Annotated in this window: 18 protein-coding genes and 3 pseudogenes; 10 read left to right on the plus strand and 11 right to left on the minus strand. The window is 64.4% G+C overall.

Annotated elements, in window-relative coordinates; all coding sequences use genetic code 11:
• Positions 1–256: 256 nt before the first annotated feature.
• The 3 genes and pseudogenes from PQI07_RS28575 to PQI07_RS28585 form a co-directional block, all read right to left on the minus strand.
• Positions 257–601: pseudogene (locus tag PQI07_RS28575) on the minus strand (transposase); the annotation flags it as partial.
• A 143-nt stretch (positions 602–744) separates the two neighbouring features.
• Positions 745–1026 carry a hypothetical protein gene (locus PQI07_RS28580; RefSeq protein WP_274928320.1) on the minus strand — a complete coding sequence of 94 codons (282 nt, stop codon included), beginning with the start codon at positions 1024–1026 and terminating at the stop codon, positions 745–747.
• 94 nt (positions 1027–1120) lie between these two features.
• Positions 1121–3001: a chloride channel protein gene (locus PQI07_RS28585; protein ID WP_274928321.1), complete on the minus strand. Its 1881-nt coding sequence runs from the start codon at positions 2999–3001 to the stop codon at positions 1121–1123.
• A gap of 85 nt (positions 3002–3086) precedes the next feature.
• Here PQI07_RS28585 and PQI07_RS28590 point away from each other — a divergent pair, with 85 nt between their 5' ends.
• Positions 3087–3524, plus strand: a complete 438-nt coding sequence (locus PQI07_RS28590) for a MarR family winged helix-turn-helix transcriptional regulator (RefSeq protein ID WP_274928322.1) — start codon at positions 3087–3089, stop codon at positions 3522–3524.
• Between the two features lie 559 nt (positions 3525–4083).
• Positions 4084–4929: pseudogene (locus PQI07_RS28595) on the plus strand (IS3 family transposase); the annotation flags it as partial.
• A 436-nt stretch (positions 4930–5365) separates the two neighbouring features.
• On the opposite strand, the gene PQI07_RS28605 reads toward PQI07_RS28595, so the two are convergent.
• The 3 genes and pseudogenes from PQI07_RS28605 to PQI07_RS28610 all read right to left on the minus strand — a co-directional run bounded on the left by PQI07_RS28605 (position 5366) and on the right by PQI07_RS28610 (position 7425).
• Positions 5366–6232: a site-specific integrase gene (locus tag PQI07_RS28605; RefSeq protein ID WP_274928323.1), complete on the minus strand. Its 867-nt coding sequence runs from the start codon at positions 6230–6232 to the stop codon at positions 5366–5368.
• Positions 6233–6484: 252 nt separating this feature from the next.
• Positions 6485–6676: pseudogene (locus PQI07_RS37930) on the minus strand (DUF6538 domain-containing protein); the annotation flags it as partial.
• A gap of 626 nt (positions 6677–7302) precedes the next feature.
• A complete protein-coding gene (locus PQI07_RS28610; RefSeq protein ID WP_274928324.1) occupies positions 7303–7425 on the minus strand; it encodes a hypothetical protein in 123 nt (40 codons plus the stop codon).
• Between the two features lie 81 nt (positions 7426–7506).
• Between PQI07_RS28610 and PQI07_RS28615 the strand changes: the two genes are divergently transcribed.
• Both PQI07_RS28615 and PQI07_RS28620 read left to right on the plus strand, forming a co-directional pair.
• On the plus strand, positions 7507–7851 hold the full coding sequence (locus PQI07_RS28615) for a helix-turn-helix transcriptional regulator (protein ID WP_274928325.1): 345 nt from the start codon (positions 7507–7509) through the stop codon (positions 7849–7851).
• Positions 7841–9124, plus strand: coding sequence for a type II toxin-antitoxin system HipA family toxin (locus PQI07_RS28620; RefSeq protein WP_274928326.1), 1284 nt, complete (start codon positions 7841–7843; stop codon positions 9122–9124). Before PQI07_RS28615 ends, PQI07_RS28620 begins: the two co-directional genes overlap by 11 nt.
• Positions 9125–9183: 59 nt before the next feature.
• Here the strand turns inward: PQI07_RS28620 and PQI07_RS28625 are convergent, their stop codons facing one another.
• The 5 genes from PQI07_RS28625 to PQI07_RS28645 all read right to left on the minus strand — a co-directional run bounded on the left by PQI07_RS28625 (position 9184) and on the right by PQI07_RS28645 (position 14466).
• Positions 9184–10269, minus strand: a complete 1086-nt coding sequence (locus tag PQI07_RS28625; RefSeq protein ID WP_274928327.1) for a DUF4238 domain-containing protein — start codon at positions 10267–10269, stop codon at positions 9184–9186.
• Between the two features lie 212 nt (positions 10270–10481).
• Positions 10482–12011 carry an SAVED domain-containing protein gene (locus tag PQI07_RS28630; RefSeq protein WP_274928328.1) on the minus strand — a complete coding sequence of 510 codons (1530 nt, stop codon included), beginning with the start codon at positions 12009–12011 and terminating at the stop codon, positions 10482–10484.
• Positions 12012–12027: 16 nt separating this feature from the next.
• Entirely contained in the window at positions 12028–12972 is a 945-nt protein-coding gene (locus PQI07_RS28635; protein WP_274928329.1) for an AAA family ATPase, read from the minus strand.
• Positions 12969–13487, minus strand: a complete 519-nt coding sequence (locus tag PQI07_RS28640) for an HORMA-1 domain-containing protein (protein WP_274928330.1) — start codon at positions 13485–13487, stop codon at positions 12969–12971. Before PQI07_RS28640 ends, PQI07_RS28635 begins: the two co-directional genes overlap by 4 nt.
• Positions 13488–13497: 10 nt before the next feature.
• Positions 13498–14466, minus strand: a complete 969-nt coding sequence (locus tag PQI07_RS28645) for a CBASS oligonucleotide cyclase (RefSeq protein ID WP_274928331.1) — start codon at positions 14464–14466, stop codon at positions 13498–13500.
• A gap of 159 nt (positions 14467–14625) precedes the next feature.
• On the opposite strand from PQI07_RS28645, the gene PQI07_RS28650 reads away from it, so the two are divergent.
• From PQI07_RS28650 to PQI07_RS28675, 6 genes are all read left to right on the plus strand, one after another.
• Positions 14626–14838, plus strand: coding sequence for a transcriptional regulator (locus tag PQI07_RS28650; RefSeq protein ID WP_274928332.1), 213 nt, complete (start codon positions 14626–14628; stop codon positions 14836–14838).
• Positions 14835–15467 carry a GNAT family protein gene (locus PQI07_RS28655; protein ID WP_274928333.1) on the plus strand — a complete coding sequence of 211 codons (633 nt, stop codon included), beginning with the start codon at positions 14835–14837 and terminating at the stop codon, positions 15465–15467. The genes PQI07_RS28650 and PQI07_RS28655 overlap by 4 nt, the downstream gene beginning before the upstream one ends.
• Positions 15464–15964 carry a helix-turn-helix domain-containing protein gene (locus tag PQI07_RS28660; protein WP_274928334.1) on the plus strand — a complete coding sequence of 167 codons (501 nt, stop codon included), beginning with the start codon at positions 15464–15466 and terminating at the stop codon, positions 15962–15964. Before PQI07_RS28655 ends, PQI07_RS28660 begins: the two co-directional genes overlap by 4 nt.
• A complete protein-coding gene (locus tag PQI07_RS28665) occupies positions 15961–16893 on the plus strand; it encodes an ImmA/IrrE family metallo-endopeptidase (protein ID WP_274928335.1) in 933 nt (310 codons plus the stop codon). Before PQI07_RS28660 ends, PQI07_RS28665 begins: the two co-directional genes overlap by 4 nt.
• A 430-nt stretch (positions 16894–17323) precedes the next feature.
• Complete coding sequence (locus tag PQI07_RS28670) at positions 17324–17518, plus strand: hypothetical protein (RefSeq protein WP_274928336.1); 195 nt, start codon at positions 17324–17326, stop codon at positions 17516–17518.
• Positions 17511–18401: a hypothetical protein gene (locus PQI07_RS28675; RefSeq protein WP_274928337.1), complete on the plus strand. Its 891-nt coding sequence runs from the start codon at positions 17511–17513 to the stop codon at positions 18399–18401. The genes PQI07_RS28670 and PQI07_RS28675 overlap by 8 nt, the downstream gene beginning before the upstream one ends.
• Positions 18402–18536: the final 135 nt, after the last annotated feature.

An 18536-nucleotide genomic window follows, 5' to 3' on the forward strand; every position in this document is an offset into this window, starting at 1 on the left:
TGTCTTTGGCCCACTTGTTGCGAGAGGTCTCGCTTTCCTGGCAACGCCACGTCCGCAGGGTCGAGCCGATGCAAGACGCGCCGCTTCTCCTTCACCTGCTGCACGCCACCTTAATGGCGTCGAGCATGATGCTGACATGGCAGGTCTACAACCTCCGTAAGCCGAGGGCGGAGTAAGTCGGTTTCCGGCGTACGAGCGGACGACGCAGGTAGCCCGAGGGGAGAGCGTAGGGCCGTACACCTAGAGCGGCATCCGATCAGGTTGCGTCGTATCCTGCAGCGGCAAGGTAGGCTCGACATTCAGCTGGCGCGAAGCGGGTTAGGCTGCGCCGTATAGCGTCCCAGAGGTGTGGGATGGTTCGCGCCGCCGCACTGCGCAGCAGAGCTTTCAGCTTCGCGCAGGCCATCTCGATCAGGTTGAAGTCGGGCGAGCAGGCCGGGAGGTAGAGCAGCCGGGCTCCCACCGCCTCGATCCGCTCGCGGACGCCGCTGACCTTGTGGGCCGGCAAGTTGTCCATGACGACCGTGTCGCCGGGCTGGAGCGGTGGAGCGAGCACGTCGGCCACGTAGGTGCGGAAGGCCTGCCCGTTCATGGCACCGTCTAGGTCTCGGGCGATGCCGGCTTTGCCAACGAGGCGAACCTCGCCGCGCTGAAGGAGCGGGGCATCACGGGCTACCTTGCTCCGGGCCGGGCGCGTCATGGCGAGGCCGACGCAGCCGGCCGCCGGAGTCAGGCTCGATGGTCTTAACCACTGGACTGGAACATGGCTTGGAAGACGTCCTGGTGCCCCGCAAGGAGTATGGGTGCGCGCGGCAAACTAGTTCGGAGGACAGGATCAAAGCCGTAATAAGCGGCCAGGAGGCTGGCTTCTGGCACGCCGATGAGGAGGTGATGTCGTCCATCACCTAACGGAGCAGCGAGCAGCATCATGTCACGTGGATGCCCGAGCATCGCGAACTGCTCGTCGAATGAGGCCCGGAGGTCGGCCCAGTCCGGGTTGTCAAAGAGGCGACGGATCCAGAGCATTCGGATCTCCAATTAAGGCACGGCAACTCGCCACGTTCGTTGTGCCGCCATATCTCGACAGGTCATCGGGTCCGTAATCCGCCTTGGGTCTGGATTAGGATGAGCCAGACGCCGTGTTGCCGGCCCGAGTGGCGGATTGAGCGTGTGCTTTCTCGTACCGCCTTTTCGCACCTCGGATCGTGCGATGGCTGAGGTAGGCTCGGCGCTCCCGCTCGGACTGCACGACCGTTACCCGAACCTGTAGCAGGTCCTTACGCGTGAGAAGGCCAACAAGGATGCCGCTTATCGGGTCCGTTACGGGAACGCGCCCTTGACCAGTGGCCATCATGATGTCGAGGGCGCGGGCGACAACGTCATCGGGGTGAACAACGGCCAGCGCGGCGTCCGAGATCCACTCTTCCAGGCTTTCTCCGGGATGCCGGCCCTCGGTCTTCCAGCGCAAGGCATCGCCGCGACTGACTATGCCCACAGGCCGGCGCGCCGCATCGACAACCGGATAGGCGTGGTGTCGGCCCACCTCGATGATTTTGACAGCCTGATCCACGGTTTGTCCCGCGTCTAGCACATCGACTTCGCGGACCATGACCTCGCCGACGCGCGTCAGCTCGTAAGGATCTACGCCGTACTCGCGCGTGATGTGCTGCCCGCGCCGGGCGATCTTTTCCGTCAGGATCGAGCGCTTCAGGAGCAGCACCGTCACCGCATAGGCCGCTACCGTGGAGGCGAGCAGCGGCGCCAGGCTATGAACATCCCCAGTGAGCTCGACGGCGAAAAGGGCACCGGTCAGGGGAGCGCGCATGGTGCCACCCAACATTCCAGCCATGCCAAGGAGGGCCCAGAACCCTGGCGCACCAGGTAGCCCGAGACCTACGAGCCATCCCATGGCGCCGCCGAGGATGAGCAGGGGTGCCAAAACGCCACCTGAGGTGCCGGACGAAAGGGCTACTAGCCAGATTGCCGCCTTGACCAGAAGGATCGCGAACACCGCTTTGGCGACGAGATTCCCAGTCAAGAGATCGGCGATGACGTCGTAGCCGACACCGAGCGCGCGCGGCTCTATGAGGCCACCGAGGCCGACGAAGAGACCACCGATGGCTGGCCACCACATCCAGTGGATCGGCAAACGCTCGAACGCATCCTCCAGGGTATAGAGCAGCTTCGTCAGAAGGCCTGACTGCAGGCCAGCCAGAACACCGACCCCAGCGCAGGCGAGCAGCCCCCACCAGGGCAAAGCCGGATCGTTGGCGAAGGGGAAAAGCGGCCCGGTGCCGAAGAACAGGGGCCGCCAGCATGTCGCTGTCATAGCTGCTGCCGCTACTGGGATGAAGCTGCGCGGCCGCCACTCGAACAGCAGCAACTCGACGGCCAGTAGCACGGCCGCGATGGGTGTCCCGAAGATCGCCGTCATGCCGGCTGCGGCACCGGCGACGAGGAGTGTCTTTCGCTCCGCCGCGCTCAGGTGAAAGAACTGAGCGAACAAGGAGCCGATCGCTCCGCCCGTCATGATGATGGGACCTTCTGCGCCGAACGGTCCGCCGGTACCGATCGAGACGGCGGAGGAGATCGGCTTGAGCACGGCGACCTTGACCGACATACGGCTGCCACCGATCAGAATGGCTTCGATGGCCTCGGGAATGCCGTGACCGCGGATTTTCTCCGATCCGTAACGAGCCATCGCCCCGATGATGAGGCCACCCACCACGGGTACGAGGACCATCCAGGGCGTGCGCGCTGCGTGCGCCAAGGAGGTCGGCGTCACGTCGAATCGGCCGAACCACGACAAGTTCGTAACCAGGGCAATCAACTGGATGAGGAACCAAGCCGCGACTGTGCTGGCCGAGCCTATGACGAGCGACATCGCCAGGAGGACTAGAACCCGTCGGTCGGTCGTGAAGTCCCCTAAGGGACGTCGAGGGATGGCGCCGGCGACTTCCCTGTGACCGGTGGCATGTGACTTCGAAAGGTCCTGCTGCATGGCGATCCCGCTTGACGTGGCCGCCTATATACGTCGTGATACGATATAGTCTAGAGCTGGCTCGCAGGGCGATGCTAGGATGAGGATGAACCAGCTGATGCAGGAAGGCCTATCGCGTGAGCAGTATGCGGCCATCGCCGCTTTCCGCTTCCAGCTCCGGCGCTTTCTTGTCTTCAGCGAGGCCGCGGCACTCGCGGCCGGCCTGCCGCCGCAACAGCACCAAGCGTTGCTCGCGGTCGCTGGCTACATGGAATCGGAGCCGCCGACCGTCGGCACGCTCGCTGAGCAGCTTCTGGTCGCTCCTCACACGGCGGCTGAGCTGGTGTCGCGCATGGTCGAAGCCGGGCTATTGATAAAGACTCGTAGCACGCTCGACCGGCGGCGGATGGAGCTTGTCCTCACGCCCAAGGCCGAGATCCTTTTGGGAGAGCTCACTACAGCCCACTTGGAGGAATTACGAACTCTGGAGCCAGCGCTCATCCAGGTCCTCGGACGACTCAGCCGATCCGCGACGTCCGCTTAGAAATAGCAGAAGAGCCCGGTTCGCTCTGGCTCATGTGCACTCGACCGCGTCGTAATCAATCAACTGTCATCGTTGATCCGTCGAACAATCGCCGGCACCGGCGCCGTCCACCAGCATTGGGAGATGGTTCGTGAAGCTGCTCATCTGGCACATTAAGGCAACAGGCCACTGAAGTGAGTGAGCCAGAGCCAGATCCCCTCTTTCGAGAGCGATTACTCCGCGTCGTCGGTGAGGAGCTTCGTCCCTTTGTCGAGAAAGCGACCGGAGCCGAGCTCGATGCTATTGGCCGTCAGTACAACCGGTTCAGGACCGGCGTGCCGCTGAAGGGTCTTGAGGCATACGGGAACCACCCAGCTCCGAAGCTGCCCGAAGGCTTGTGGAAAAAACGCTGAAGGCAAAGCGTCAGGGGACCGCAAATTTTTCGGCGGACGCGTTACTCGTTGTCATCCGGGAGTAAGAGTGGGTGAGCTTGCAGCGTGAGAGCAGACCTATCCATCGGCGACATAGGATGTCCGCAGAGGGTCAATCTGAAGCATTCGTCTGTGCAGCGCAGTGTGGCCGCAAAGCTTTGACGCCTGCTCGGCGACGCGAGCTCGTGCACCAGGTTCAGGAGGCGCACGGGGTGAGCGAGCGGCGCGGCTGCGTCGCACTCGGCGTCGGCCGGTCAGGCATCCGCTCCCGCTCGACCAAACCCGATCAGGCACCGCTGCGGGTGCCCATCTGCGATCTGGCCAAGAGCCGGGTGCGCTACGGGTACTTCCGGATCTACATCCTGCTGCGCCGGGAGGGTTGGCGAGTAAACCATAAAAGGGTCCACCGTCTCTACCGGGACGAGGGGCTGAGCCTGCGGCTCAAGCGGCCGCGCCGGCACGTCAGTGCGGCACACCGTGAGCGTCAGCCTGCTGCGCTCCAGCCGAACGAACGCTGGTCGATGGACTTCGTCTCCGACGCGCTGTTCGACGGCCGCCGGCTGCGGGCCCTGACGGTCGTCGATGCGTTCACGAGCGAGGCTCTGGCGATCGAGGTCGACCAGGGCATCAAAGGCGAGCAGGTCGTGGCCGTCGTCGGCCGCTTGGCGCTGCTGCGCGGAGCACCATGCGCGATTCAGGTCGATAACGGGCCTGAGTTCGTCTCGAAAGCCCTCGACCGCTGGGCCTACGAGAATGGTGTCACGTTGGACTTCTCGCGGCCTGGCAAGCCGACCGACAACGCGCTGGTCGAGTCGTTCAACGGCCGGCTGCGCGACGAGTGCCTGAACGCGAACTGGTTCTTGTCGTTGGCCGACGCGAGGAGCAAGATCGAGACGTGGCGGCGGCACTACAACGAGAGCCGTCCTCACACAGCCCTGGGGTGGCTGACGCCTCAGGAATTCGCCCTGGCGGCGGCCTTGCAGGCCGCCGAATGAGATCCGGAGGCTCACCTTTCGGCCGGACCAAGATCCGGGGGACCCTCAAACAGCCCGAGAACTTGCATAGGTCGTGGACCACAAACGGGGTCAACTCCAGAGGGTGAGCGCCACGAGCAGTCTGCCTTGAGCGCTTCGATGAACAGGAGCGCTATGCCACGCCAAGGGCGAAGCCGCCGCGCCTACGCCCCCTTTGGACATCAGGAGATCGCGGCTACTCCAGCCCACCCACATGGCGCCGCCATAAACCATGCCGGATCGAACCGCTCATCCCCACCCGCAAGGACCAACCTTTGGCCCGGGTTCGACAAGGCCGTTTACGAGAGCGCGACGAGGTCGAGCGACCGATCAACTGGCACAAGCAGTGTTCGCGGGACAATCCCCGATGATTATTCTCGGAAAAATTCCTATCCGAAGAAATCATTCCAGGGTTCAGTCACGCAGATCCATCTCGCGTGTCGAGCTTGTAGGGAGGCATTTGACGGATCGCGTCGTACAGAACCTCGATAGGATATCGGCCGTACCGTTCTCCTTCCGTGCGCGGCGCATGGCCTTGGATAGCATCAAGCACCGCTGGATCGATTCCCGCCCGCCGCCCTACGGTCTTGAAGCGGTGTCGCCAGCCGTGATTGGGATCAACGCCTAGGTCGGTCAGGCCTAACGAACGTACCCACGCGGCAAGGCGTTCGCCGACCTTCTTATAGATTGGATGAGCTTGGGAGCCGCCGCGAGCCCGAGATGGATCATAGAATAGCGGGCGCGGACCTTTCGAAACCGCGAACGACGGAAAGCCCTGTGCCACGAGATCTGGATGCAGGGGAACGTCACGCCACCGGCCGGTCTTGACTGAACCGGCGTCGGGCGTGATCCGCACCACCCAGAGTCCGTGGATTTCCCGCACGTCGCCACCGCGCAGCTGCGTCATTTCGTTCACGCGGGCACCGCCATAGGCGCACAGCCAAGGAATCCATCTCCGAGCGGCGGCATGTTCGATCGAAAGCTTCGCGGGCGGCTTCCGCAACGAGGCGTGGAGGATTGCCAGGGCTTCGTCGTCGGTAAAATCCCTGTCGCGCGATAGCGCTTGCCGGGGTGTCTTCACGGCCACACCCATGGCAACGTTGGCATCGAGGTACCCACCTGCGACGCCGAAGTTCAGGATGGCTTTCACCGCACTGAGATACGGCGTGCGGACCGTATTGGACGATCGGCCGGAAGCGAGCAGCTTCCCCTTCCAATTGATGAGATCTGCTCGAGAAATTGAGGAGAGATCGTCGCGACCGAGGGCGGCTTCGAGTTCGGCCATGACGCCGGTCCATCGCTTCACCGTAGCGGGTGCCAAATCTGCTTCGGCGGCATAGGCGGCTAGCAAATGGCGCCAGGGTACGGGCGTAGCCGCGCAAGCGTCGTGTGTGGTGGACGTCGTTGCAGCCGATGCCGGGGAACCGAGTTCCGGTCGGCTCGACCGGGGACTTGCGATCCCCTGGGACCGCCGTTCGCGATCTGAAGGAATGGCAGGCTGGGCCACTTGATCGTAGGAATGGCCGTTCCTCAGGTTCGACCACAATCCTTCGACTTCGCATGCCTTGTGAAGGAACCGAATACGCGCCAGCACCGGATCCTTGGTTCCGAGAGATTCCTTCAGCTCAATCCTTTGAAGGAGCGGCTGTAGGTCCTTCGGCACACGCCGTCGATACCAGTAAACGCCTGACTTCGGATGCCGCCAGGGTCGGGACAGCGGGAGAACCATGGTGTACCACCCATGTGTACCACCCGGCGCTCTGCAACCGCTTCAGGTAAAAAGGCTTTTTTGGTTCAAGCCACTTGAGAGGCAAGTGGCGGAGACGGAGGGAGTCTCCAGATACTTTACCTAAGCTGTAGCAAAAGAAAGATATTTTCGACCGGGTGCGAGGAGTTTTGTACCACCCGATTGGCTCCGCGGCAAGACCATCGAAGGAATGGGCGCCCAAGCGATGGCGTCGAGCCGGGGTGGGCGCAAAGGCGGGACCAGACGACGGCATCCGCTGCGCCTCGGCTCGATGGAACGAGTTCGTTATCGTTTTCCTCCACCCGACGAATCGGGTGCGAACGGAGCGCAAACAGCTTCGCTCGCGCACGCAGACCATCTCCGTCCCATACAGCTGCCCGGGCGAGTTTCGACCTGGTCGCGATGCGCCTCCGCCGCGTCTACTCGTCGGCCGTGCGCACTGCCTGGCCGACCATGCCGCCGGACGTCGGCGCCGGGCGGGTTGCGCGAGATCTTGGCGGCCGCCGCCGGTCGAGCCCTGTTGCTGGCGCGCGCTTGGGGTGCGCGCCAGAGCTCCAGGTCGTCGTAATCGAAGCTTGGTAAAGCCCCTCGGATTCGAACCATGGTTTTCAGAGATCTAACTTCGCCCCGGCGTCGCGGGCGCGGACGGCGTTGCAGCATCCGTCGGACACGATGCCCGAAACGGTTTCGTGTCCGCCAAAACGGTCGTAAAACGCTTTGACGATCGTCATGGCGATCGACTTCCTGATCTCTTCGAAGCTTGGCATACGGTCACGGCAGCCTGAAATACCCTGGCCCGTTAGGAGATCGAATTGCCCGCGCGCGTCCGAACCTACTCCAGGCTGACTGAAGAGGCGTTGCAGCTTCTCGGCAAGCAGATCCGTCTGGCCCGCAAGCAGCGCCGAATGACCGAGACAGATCTCGCTTCGCGCGTCGGCATCGTCCGCAGCACGCTCCAGCAGATCGAGAAGGGCGATCCTAGGGTCGAAATCGGGCTGGTGTTAGAGGCCGCCACGCTCGCCGGGGTCGATCTGTTCGTGGCCCAGGCGCCGGGACGATCGACGTTGGGCCCGCAGATCGCTCGCATCGACGACAAGCTGGCTCTGCTGCCGCAATCGGTGCGGCAGCCGCGGGGCGAGGTGAAGGATGACTTCTAGACGCCCCAAGGCGTTTCGCGAGGTCTTCGTCTGGATCTGGCTCCCGGCCGCGGTCGAGCCCGTCGTGGCCGGCCGCATCGCGCGAGAGGGAGAGCTTTTCGTCTTCAACTACGGCCGATCCTATCTCTCGCGGCCCGACAGAAGGCCGATCTACCTCTCGGAGCTGCCGCTGAAACCGGGCGCGATCGCCCCGGAAGCTCCGCTGGAGATCGCCGGCTGCCTGCGCGACGGATCTCCGGACGCCTGGGGAAGGAGGGTCATCGTCAACCGCCTGACCGGGTTGGCGGCCGACGACGCCGGAGCGTTCGACCTCGACGAGATCACGTTCATGCTCGCATCAGGCTCGGACAGGGCCGGATCTCTGGACTTCCAGGCGTCTCCGAGCGTCTACGTCTCGCGGGAACCGACCGGCGCGACGCTCGACGACCTTTCGGAGGCGGCCGCGCGCGTGGAGCGCGGTGAGCCTATCCCGCCGGCGCTGGACAGGGCCCTATTGCACTGCAGCTCCATCGGTGGTTCCCGCCCCAAAGCCCTGATAGGGCAGAGCGCGCGCAAGTTCATCGCCAAGTTCTCAGCCACGAACGACACCTATGCGGTGGTGAAGGCCGAGTACGTCGCCATGCGCCTCGCCCGGTTGGCCGGTCTGAACGCGGCGCCGGTGGAACTCGCCTCGGCCGGCGGGAAGGACGTGCTGCTGGTCGAGCGGTTCGACCGGGCGTGGACGCCCGCGGGCTGGACCCGGCGCTCCGCGGTGTCCGCTCTGACCATCTTCGGGCTCGGAGAGATGCAGGCCCACTACGCCAGCTACTCCGATCTTGCGGACATCGTCCGGGCACGCTTCGCGTCCGCGCGCCGGACCCTGCGCGAGTTGTTCGCGCGGATGGTCTTCAATGTCCTTGTCGGCAACAACGACGACCATGCCCGGAACCATGCCGCCTTCTGGGACGGCGAGAAGCTCGAACTGACACCGGCCTACGACATCTGCCCCCAGGCCCGCGGAGGCCGCGAGACCAATCAGGCAATCTTTATCGTCGGCGCGGACAGACGCAGCCTGCTCGAGACTTGCCGGACCGCCGCGCCCCGCTTCCACCTGCGCGACCGGGAGGCCCGGGACGTCGTTGAAGAACAGGTCGATTGCATCCGTCGGGAGTGGCGGAACGTCTGCGACGAGGCGGCTCTGAGCGAGGTCGACCGCTCGTTCCTGTGGCGGCGGCAGTTCCTCAACGACTACGCCTTCGAGGGATTTGCGGGCGGGACGCCGGCGGGGCTATGAACCGATGTCCCGTCGAGCCTTGCGTGAGCCGCTCATAACCTTTCACACCGAGCGCCCTACTAGGATCGCCGCGTCCGCCAGAGCTCCCTCGTCGCCTCGTGCAGCCATTCGGGTCTTCTGACATGACGCGTCGAGGCGCCATCGGAGAAGAAGAACGGGTTCAACCTGATCTTGAGCTTGGAAAACCACCTGGGCGGCACCGGATGATTGGGAGCCATGCTCGTCAGATAGCTGGCGCCGTCGTACACGTCCGGCGCAGCGATCTTCGTGTAGCATTCGGATCCAGGCTCGTCCTCCCGATAGAACTCGAGCTGGAAGCGGTCCCGTGTCCGCTGATCCGAGACGCTCTCCAGTGCCGTCGTCAGGGCGGCTTCGGCGTCGACATCGGCGTAATAGACGTTGCGAGCCGCCTTGATGCATGCGAGCTGGTTCAGGTGCAGCACGTCCGCCGCGTCCCGCACCTTGACGATCCGCCCGATCCGATCCGACATTCTGTAGACTTGGGAGTCGTAGAAGACGATCCAGTGGCGCGGGGTCAACGGCAGCGATAGGGTCAGGCCGGAGCTGATCGCCCCGAATTTACTCAGACCCAACCGCTGCCGGGCGTACCGGTTGGTCAGGATCGCCGGATCGTCGGACGTGACGAACGTGAACCTCGTCTCGTTGACGATGACCGCCCAGTCGAGATCGTTGAAGAATTTGTGCATGTGGCCGGCTGTGGCGAGAGATTCCTTGAGTGCCGTCTTCTCGTCCCAGACCTCGTCTTCTGAAAACTCGCGCCCCTCCGGATCGACCGCGTCCCTGAAGCGGGCGGATTGGGCCGCGGCCTGTTGAGCCGCGCCTTCCGTCCGCGCGTATTGCAGGACCGAGAGCGCGCGCAACTTCTCGCCTGTCGCAACCGAAATCGTGCCGGATGTCACATCCCTCACGGCCTCGGCATAGGCGCCCTCGAAGTAGTCGAATTTCCTTTCTTCGGCCGCATCGCCATAAAAATAGTCCCTGGAACACTGAGTCTTGATCGAAGCATCGCGTATGAACTTGCCACGATCGATGTTCAGCAAGCGTACCCGCTTGCGGCGATCGTCCCACGCGAAGTTTTCCAGGTAGCATCGCGGGACGTAATGCTGATTCTTGAATTCAGCCATGCTTCAGGATCGTCCTACCCGACGGAGTTCCGGGTTCATCGGCTGTGGTATGTGTCGATCGGAGGCCTATCGTGTTTCGGCTTGGCCCCGAGGGCTACGTTGCGGAGATCTGCCGTGCGGCGACCCTGACTTGCGGCATTGGGTCGATGCGACGAGCGCGTTCGGATGCCTTCGCATGACGGTTCGAGCCGGCCACCGCGGCTTCGTCTGCGCTAGACCGCACGCTGCCCCAAAGGAAGGAAGAACGACGGGACGTAGGTGCCACCCCTCGCGTCATCGAAATCGAATTCGTACAAGCACGTACGTCCGATGGCGATCTGGCGCTGTCCCAGAAGGAAGGTGAAGGCGTTGGGAGCGGCGACGAACAGGTGGACTGGTCCATCTCCGGGCGAACGTTCGCTCCTTATTCGGGCCGTGAGGGCCTCGGCCAGGTCGGAGGCGTGCCGTCCACACAGGACGGAACGCGCGCCCGAGCCGGTCGTCGGGCGGCACGCTAGAACTCGACCGACGGTGGGCAGCGCCCGCCGGACATAGCTATCGACGGCCTGCGCGACGTCGTGCGTCAACCCGACGGCGACGGCCAGGTCGGACCCGCCGCCCGGTACGGGGTCGAGGTCGAACGTCCAGCCCGGCCACCCGGGGTCCGGCGCAAGGTCGTCGTTCGACCAGATCTCGCGCCCGTTCGTTCTCTGCTCGAGTTCGACGATCCGGCCGGATTTGACATTCAGGATCGATCCCGCCGCGAAAGCCAAGCTGGCGTGCGCGTCGAGCGCTAGCCTCAGTCGGAGTCGTCCGGCGGCGACACCGACCAGGTAGGACCGCAATGTCGGGTAGAGTATCGCAGCCCATTCGCCCTCGCTGCGGATGTATCGCTCGTCAAACGAGGGCACGAGGTCGAGTACCTGCGCGCAGCGGTCTTCGAGCTTGTCGATGGCATGTTCGAACGACTTGACGCCGAAGACCTGCGGTTGCGGCTTGGCGGGAGCCAGCAGTCCTTCGTCGCCGCACAGCTCCCGGAACGAGCCCCGGTCGTGCTCGAGACGTCCCTGCGCCATCCAGCGGTAGACCAGATCGTCGTACGCGAAGGCGCTCTCGTTCGCGGGCACGCGACGCAGGCCGACGAGACCGAAATCCACGTCGAGCCGGTCGCGAAGTTCGTCGAGGCTGTCCGTGGCCTGCCCGAAGCCCAAGGTGCGGGCAAAGACGCGCAGCGCCTCGTCGTCGATGTCGAGATGTTCGCGCCAGGCCTTGCGCACCATCCCGGCGCGGCTGTCGTCGGTCGCGGACCCGAACAACCTCTCGACGCGCATCGCGTTCGAACGTGTCCCGATCATCTCCCTCAGAGGATCGGACCGATCGAGTCGCCAGTTGGTTCGAAGCACGAAACGAACGCCGATGCCGTCGGCGGCGTGACCCAATTGGGCTTCGCGGGCACGCTGAAGCAAGGAGCGGGCGTTCGCGTTGATGAACTCCGGGTCGATGAGCTGGGCGTAGCCGTAGCTGTCCGGCATCGAGTGCCATTTGCACTGGACGTGCTCCCGACGGATCGTGCCTCCGTAATGATCTCTGGGACCCCGGCCGGGGGCATATTCGACCCATATGTCGTCGAACGCCTTCGGACCGATCTCGAACCCGACCTTGACGATGGGGCTGTCCGCGTCGAGCAGGCGGGAGGCCCAAGACCAGAACGAGCGCGCCTGAAAGGTGTCCCCGTCTCGACGGACGGCCACCGCTTGCGTCATGATCGTCTCCGGATGCTCAGGCGACGGCTTCGTCGCGAAACGGCGGCGTCGGCGTCATGCCCCGCGCGATCTCCACGGCGCGAGATCCCTCGATCCGGCGCGACGGATAGGCGTCCAGGACGATCGAGGGCAGGAGACGTTGCGTCAGGTCCGAGAAGGTGAAGCCGACGTCGGGACCCCCGCGCCTCGCGCCGGTCGCGGCGACGAGCGCGTCGATGTGCGAACGGGCGAAGCCGAGGGGCTCGAGCCGCGAGGCAAGCACGTGGCGGCGCTGCTCCTCGTCGGGCCGGGTGAAGCTCATGATGTCCGCCGCCCGGCGACGAACGGCCGGATCGAGCGCGTTGAGGCGGTTCGTGCACATGATCACCGCGGCGGGCAATCTTGCATTGGCAAGCCGGTCGATGCCGCGGATGAAGGCGTTCACACCGGCACGGTCCTCGTGGTGCATCTGCGCGGCCTCGCGCGATTGCGCCAACGCGTCGGCCTCGTCCACCAGCAGGATGACGCCGCCTCGCGCGCGCCCTCCCGCAGACCTCAGGCGCGTCGCCTCGGCGATGGTCAGGTCGAAGGCCGCGGAGATGAGTTGGGTCATCTCGCCGACGCGTCCCTGCCCCCTGGTGGACAGGCTGAGCGGGAGAAGCGTGACGTCGATGCGTTCGCTCCTGGCGACGGCATCCCCGATGGTCTCGGCGAGTTCCGTCTTGCCTGAGCCTACGTCCCCGGCGAGCACGACGAGCGGAGGCCTGCGCAACACGGTGTCGAGCAACGACCCGGCGCCGGGATGATGGTGAGCGGCCCATGTCCGGAGCCCGTCCGGATTTACGAGCAGCCCCAGGATTTTCGTGAGCCGCGCCTTGTGGCCGTCGAGGCCTACGAGCCGCGCAAGGCGTTCCTGCGGTTCGACGTCGGGGTAGCTGATGCGACGCTCGAACAGGTCGTCGACGGATGGCTTGTTCGTCATCGATAGCTCCTTACGGTGGCCCGATCGAGGGCGCGTCCCCCCGACGAGTAGGTGAGATCGCTGCCGAGATAGCCGTCGACGCCCGGCGCGGGCGCGCCGCTGCGGGCGATGGGCAACGTCGCCTCGAAGGCCTGCCGCTCCGCCGCGGTCAGGATGAGCCACGACGCCCCGTAGCTCAGGTAGCTGCGGAAGCTCGCTCCCGAGACGTCCGCGCCTGGACGGATCCGGCCGGGGTCATCGTCGGTCGCGCTCGAGCCGATCAGGTCGCGGGCCGTGTAGCGCAGCGCCGGCTCGATCCAGTTGCCGTCGCGCTGGAAACCGTACGTGACCGTATCGAGGTATCCGGCACGGAGGAGCGCGACGACCTCGGTTTCGAACTCCGTGATGCGCGCGTCCGAGGGACTGCCGTAGAAGCGCTGCATGCGCTTCAAGTCCGTGGCGACCTTGGCGCCCATGTGACGGGCGTGGACGAGCGTGAACGTCTCGCTTGCCGAAAGTGTGTAGCTCGATGACATGGGCGCCACCTCACGCCTGGAACGAGGGGCCGAAGACCTTCTGCCAGTAGGCGACGGTCAGTTGCTTGTTCGGAGCCGCAAGCGCCGCGTCGATGGCGTCGCCGGCCTCGAGCGCGGCGTCGACGATGGCGTCGGCGTTGGCGGCCGTGTAGAGCCGCGCCACGTTGTTGCTCGCGTTCACGGGATCGACGATCTGAACCGTATCGTTCGATGGGCCTGCCGTGGCAGGATCGTAGTAGTCCGCGAAGACGATACGCTCGCGGAACCGGCTGCTCGCGAGGTAGGTGAAGAAGCTCTGCAAGGCTTCCGGGTAATCCGAGAAATCGACGCCGTCGTCGCACAGGCGCGCGAGCACCATCTCGATCATGAAGGACTTGAAGCGGAACCCGTCGCGTTCCTGCTTCATGCGCCTTGCCCAGAACTTCGCGAGCCTGACCACCTGGGCGAAATGCTTCTCCTGAGCCTGTTTGCGGGTACGGGCGAACTCCAGGTGAAGCGGGATGCTCGTCTTCAGGAACGTGCCGTCGTCCTGGCTGACCAGGTTCCCGTACCACTGCGGGCCGCCATCGTAGAGGATCGGCACCACGTCGACGTCGAGCCCGCTGCCGCGGAACGACACCGTGACCGAATAGGTCTGCGGCTGGACCTGATCGGGGCTGAAATTCGGGAACGCCTTCCGCAACCGATCGGCCAGGAACGTCAGCAGCGCCTGCACGTCCTTGGGCGCCACCGCGCCGCTGATGTAGCACGCGACGTCGATGTCGTTCAGCGACCGGAGCGCTGTGCCCTTGGCGAGGCTGCCGGAGAGAAGCATCTTCCGGAGCGTGAAATCCGGATGTCCGTCGAGGTACGACTCGAGCTTCTCGCGAAGCCTTCGCGCCTGCGCCCGGTACTCGTCGGCCTTGTCCTTGGGCAGATTAACCCGGTCCTGGGCGAAAGCCAGGATTTCGCCGTGTCCCACGTGCAGGCGTGCCATCATGTCCCCTTCTCGGGCCGTCACGGGCCGTCCGTCCGGTTTCGAACCACATGGTAGCCACCTATCGGCCATTCAATGGCCGTCCAATATGTATTTTTTAGCTAATTTGCCTTGACTCGATAACAAGGCGATTCTAGATACGCGTGACGGGAAGGTGGTGGGATGGTTGCCAAACGCACGATGACGCTGAACCTCACGGATCCTGAGATGCAGGCTCTGGAAGATTTGGCCACGAGAAAGGACATCACGAAGACTGCCATCCTCAGACAGGCATTGCGCCTCTACCAGATGATCGACGCCCGGGTGGAGAGAGGGGAAAAACTACTGTTCGAGAACGAGGCGACGAAGGAGAAGGCGGAGCTCATGTTCCTATGACGGTCGCGCGTTCGGTCATCTATCTCGAGGAGGTCGCGACGGGAGCGGCGGTCGAGGCCGAGTTGCGCGATGCGATTGAGGAGGCACAACTCGCCGACTGGCAGACGAAGTGGCAGCCGGCCCTGTTGGCGGTACTGCAGGAGTTAATTCGCAAGGGCGTCTCGCCTGCCTCCTGGCCGCAAAGCTGGCATTGGGACTGGCGACGCAAGGCGGCCGGGGTCCAGGGCCTGCTCGCGTTTCGCGGGTTCGCCGTCGTCGCACAGGGCGAGACGCAGGGATTGGCGCAGGTGAACCTCACCGGCGTGGCCCGCGAGCAGAGCCAGGCCGGCAAGCCCCTGGTCTATCTCGACTATGTGGAGGTAGCTCCCTGGAACCGTCCCGAGCTGGGATCGCGCCCGCGCCTCCGCGGCATCGGCACGGCTCTCGTCGCGGCTGCGGCGATGCTCAGCGATGACGAGGGCTTCAAGGGACGCATCGGCCTGCACTCCCTGCCGCAAGCCGACGACTTCTATCGGCGGCGATGCGGCATGAGCGATCTCGGACCCGATGCGGCCTATCAGGGCTTGAGGTACTTCGAAATGACCCCGACGCAGGCTCGAGCGTTCCTCGCGGAGGAGGACGGACGATGAAGCTGGTGCGCAGCAAGGAATGGTGGATGTCCCGGGCTCGCCGCGAGGGCGACGCGGCCGTGGGTGCCGGCCTGCTCGCGTTCGACCCCGTGCCGAACGAGCGGCCGACCGCTGCCCAGACCGAGACAGCGGAAGAGAACCGCATCGCCTTCGGCAAATTCGTCCGCCTCATGCGGCGGCGACGCGGCCTGTCGATGGAGAAGCTCGCCGAGCAGGCCGACATCGACGCGAGCGAGCTGCTCGTGATCGAGAGCGGCTCGACGCACCTGCCCGGTGCGCGCACGGTCTTCAAGCTTGCACAGGTGTTCGACGTATCCCAACCGCGATTGATGGAACTCGCGGGGCTCGCGACCGCCAACGACGTGGGCCTGCGCGAGGAGGCGGTTCGGTTCGCCGCTCGATCCGAGGCCCTCCACAAGTTGACGCCGGAAGAGAGTGCCGTACTCGACTCGTTCGTGGCCGTGCTCAGCGGCAAGGGTTCGAAGCGCACAACGTGAGAAATCGTCTGCCGAGCCCGCGGACGGTCGCCGACATCGACGGCCAGATCGCCAAGGTCATCCGAGGGCTCGGGCATCCCGAACCGCCGCTGCAATTGCACTCGGTGCGCGAGCTGCTCAAGCTCGACCGGTCCTACTACAGCACGACGGACGACGGATTGCTGCGCGAGATGTTTTCGCGCCTGAAGGTCGGCGCTAAGCAGGTGCTGGCCCGGCCGACGATCCTGCGGGACGCGATCTCCTCCCTCAACCTGAAGGCCCTCTATCTTCCGGACGAGAAGCGGATCCTACTCGATCAGGACGTGCCTCAGCTCAAGCATCGATGGAACGAGGCACACGAGATCGGACACGACATCATTCCCTGGCATGCCGGCATGATGTGGGGCGACACCGAGCAGACGCTCACGCCGAGCTGTCACGAAGAGATGGAAGCCGAGGCGAACTACGCGGCCGGCCGCCTGCTTTTCCTGGCCGACCGCTTCGAGGGGGAGGCCGAGGCGATGGAGATCGGCTTGACGCAGGTGCGCGCTCTCGCCGTGGCGTTCGGAAACACCGTGACCTCAACGCTGTGGCGATACGTGGAGCAGGCACACCGAGGCCGGCCGATGGCGGCGTTGGTGACCGGACATCCGCATCCGTCCAAGCGCAAGCCGGGATTCGATCCGAAGGATCCGTGTCGCTACTATGTGCGGTCGCCTGAATTCGCGCGACGGTTCGGAAATGTGCTGCATACAGCGTTGTTCGCCCGCGTCGTCGAGTATTGCGGATCCCAGCGGGGCGGAACGCTGGGTTCGAACGACATCGTGCTGGCGGATGCCAACGGTGAGACGCATCTGTTCCGTTTCGAGACCTTCTACAACGGTTACGAAGCGTTGACTCTGGGCGTCTGGCTGCGGAGACACGAAGTGGTCGTCGCCTTCCGGTGTTGATGACCGGCGATCCTCAGGCCCGGAGTCATCATACTGTTCGATCGCGGGCGGCACGTTCGAGCCTCGCGTATCGCCGGAGGGATCGCGAAGGCCGGAAGATCCCGTACGCGCCCACCGCGGAGCGGCACCTTGCGCACAGTCTCGTACGCGAGGGACATCGACGACCCCGGGTTCGCAACCTTGCCGCCACGGCGAGCCTCTTCGCCCGCGCTATCGAAGGCCGAGCCCGGTCTGCTGTGCCGCCTGCAAAATCCGTATAGCCCTCGTTCCGAAAGCTCCGGCTCGCACCTGCTCCCTTGCATGATGCCGAGGGATGGGAGAGATGGGAGGAGTTCCGGACCTCGCACCAACCCCCAGCGATCCGACCCCGTTAACTTGACACCAACCGACATCCCGCCAATATCCTGCTCATCCGCGAACGGAACCGGTCATGCCGCCTGTCGCTCCATATAGCGTGTCCGAGCGCCGTCGAGAGAAGGAGCGCTCTCGGCAGGCCGATCTGCTGCGCATCGCGCAGGGCCTCGTCGCGGCCGCCGACGTGCGGGATCGCAACGGCTTCTTCTCCTCTCTCGATCCGTCCCGCGCCCGTCTGGGCGGCCGCCGCCGCATCCGCTTGGATGCCTGACGACGATCAACGGTTTGGTGCGGAGGAGGTCATAGAAATCGCGTCCCGGTTAGGGGCGGACGACTCGACCTTCGTCGTCGGCGGTCAGGCCACCAACTTGTGGGCTTGGTACTATCGCGACCGCTCACCCGCTTTGCAGTTCGACGATCCGCTTACCAGTGTCGACATCGACTATTTCGGTAGCTTCCGTGTTGCGCAGGATTTCGCGGCGCTGATCGGTGGGCGAGTGTTCCGTCCCGATGCGGATACGATGAACTCGCCTAGCACCGCCAAAGTGGTGACCGAATACGATGGAAAAATTCTGACGATCGACTTCCTGAACGGAATCCTGGGCGTCAAGCCGAAGGAACTCGAAACCGGGGTTTCAAACCTGATCGTCGAAGCCGATCTTGCCGGTGAACCGAAACATGTCGAGATTGCCGTTCTCCACCCGGTGCTGTGCCTACGCAGTCGTGTGGCCAACATGCTGCATCCCGCGCTGCTCCGTCGGGATGCATTCGCCTGGCGACAGCTTCACGCCGCGATCGCCGTCGTCACCTGCTACGTCGGCGAGAACCTCGACCTGGGCGATTGGCGAGAAGCCAAGCTCTGCCTCGCCGATTTGTTCGCCTACCTCCGATCGGACCCCATGGCCCACCGGGCCGAAACGGAACTCGGGGTCGATCTCCTGGCGATACTGCGCCGTTTCGCCGACGACGAGCGCATCGAAGTCCGCTATCGAAGCCACCAGCTGACCAGTATGATCGAACGAGTCACAGCTCGCGCAGACTCTCGGACAATGCGTTTGAGCGAACGTGAAGCGAGACGGGAACTCGCGGCGGTGCAGGACGACGCCGAGGACAATTGCCCGGTCGGCGCCCGATCAACCAAGCCGGGACTGTAGGTCGCTCGGCCGACCCGGCCGTGATCCAGCGCAACGGCGCTTCGATCCAAAAGCACGAGGTCTCGACGATCGTGGCCACTGGAGGGTCGCCGCCATGAGCGAGCGCCGGGGCGAACGCGATTGATCTGCAACCTC

Source organism: Methylobacterium sp. 092160098-2 (genome assembly GCF_028920805.1).
Lineage (GTDB): Bacteria > Pseudomonadota > Alphaproteobacteria > Rhizobiales > Beijerinckiaceae > Methylobacterium > Methylobacterium fujisawaense.

Bases quoted from the DNA above. Each gene is read 5' to 3' on its own strand.
- PQI07_RS28635 (WP_274928329.1), bottom strand. From the start codon at position 12,972: ATGACGAACAAGCCATCCGTCGACGACCTGTTCGAGCGTCGCATCAGC.
- PQI07_RS28670 (WP_274928336.1), top strand. From the start codon at position 17,324: ATGCCGCCTGTCGCTCCATATAGCGTGTCCGAGCGCCGTCGAGAGAAG.
- PQI07_RS28675 (WP_274928337.1), top strand. From the start codon at position 17,511: ATGCCTGACGACGATCAACGGTTTGGTGCGGAGGAGGTCATAGAAATC.
- PQI07_RS28590 (WP_274928322.1), top strand. From the start codon at position 3,087: ATGAACCAGCTGATGCAGGAAGGCCTATCGCGTGAGCAGTATGCGGCC.
- PQI07_RS28585 (WP_274928321.1), bottom strand. From the start codon at position 3,001: ATGCAGCAGGACCTTTCGAAGTCACATGCCACCGGTCACAGGGAAGTC.
- PQI07_RS28655 (WP_274928333.1), top strand. From the start codon at position 14,835: ATGACGGTCGCGCGTTCGGTCATCTATCTCGAGGAGGTCGCGACGGGA.
- PQI07_RS28620 (WP_274928326.1), top strand. From the start codon at position 7,841: ATGACTTCTAGACGCCCCAAGGCGTTTCGCGAGGTCTTCGTCTGGATC.
- PQI07_RS28640 (WP_274928330.1), bottom strand. From the start codon at position 13,487: ATGTCATCGAGCTACACACTTTCGGCAAGCGAGACGTTCACGCTCGTC.
- PQI07_RS28645 (WP_274928331.1), bottom strand. From the start codon at position 14,466: ATGATGGCACGCCTGCACGTGGGACACGGCGAAATCCTGGCTTTCGCC.
- PQI07_RS28625 (WP_274928327.1), bottom strand. From the start codon at position 10,269: ATGGCTGAATTCAAGAATCAGCATTACGTCCCGCGATGCTACCTGGAA.
- PQI07_RS28580 (WP_274928320.1), bottom strand. From the start codon at position 1,026: ATGCTCTGGATCCGTCGCCTCTTTGACAACCCGGACTGGGCCGACCTC.
- PQI07_RS28650 (WP_274928332.1), top strand. From the start codon at position 14,626: ATGGTTGCCAAACGCACGATGACGCTGAACCTCACGGATCCTGAGATG.
- PQI07_RS28610 (WP_274928324.1), bottom strand. From the start codon at position 7,425: ATGACGATCGTCAAAGCGTTTTACGACCGTTTTGGCGGACACGAAACC.
- PQI07_RS28605 (WP_274928323.1), bottom strand. From the start codon at position 6,232: ATGGCCGAACTCGAAGCCGCCCTCGGTCGCGACGATCTCTCCTCAATT.
- PQI07_RS28630 (WP_274928328.1), bottom strand. From the start codon at position 12,011: ATGACGCAAGCGGTGGCCGTCCGTCGAGACGGGGACACCTTTCAGGCG.
- PQI07_RS28660 (WP_274928334.1), top strand. From the start codon at position 15,464: ATGAAGCTGGTGCGCAGCAAGGAATGGTGGATGTCCCGGGCTCGCCGC.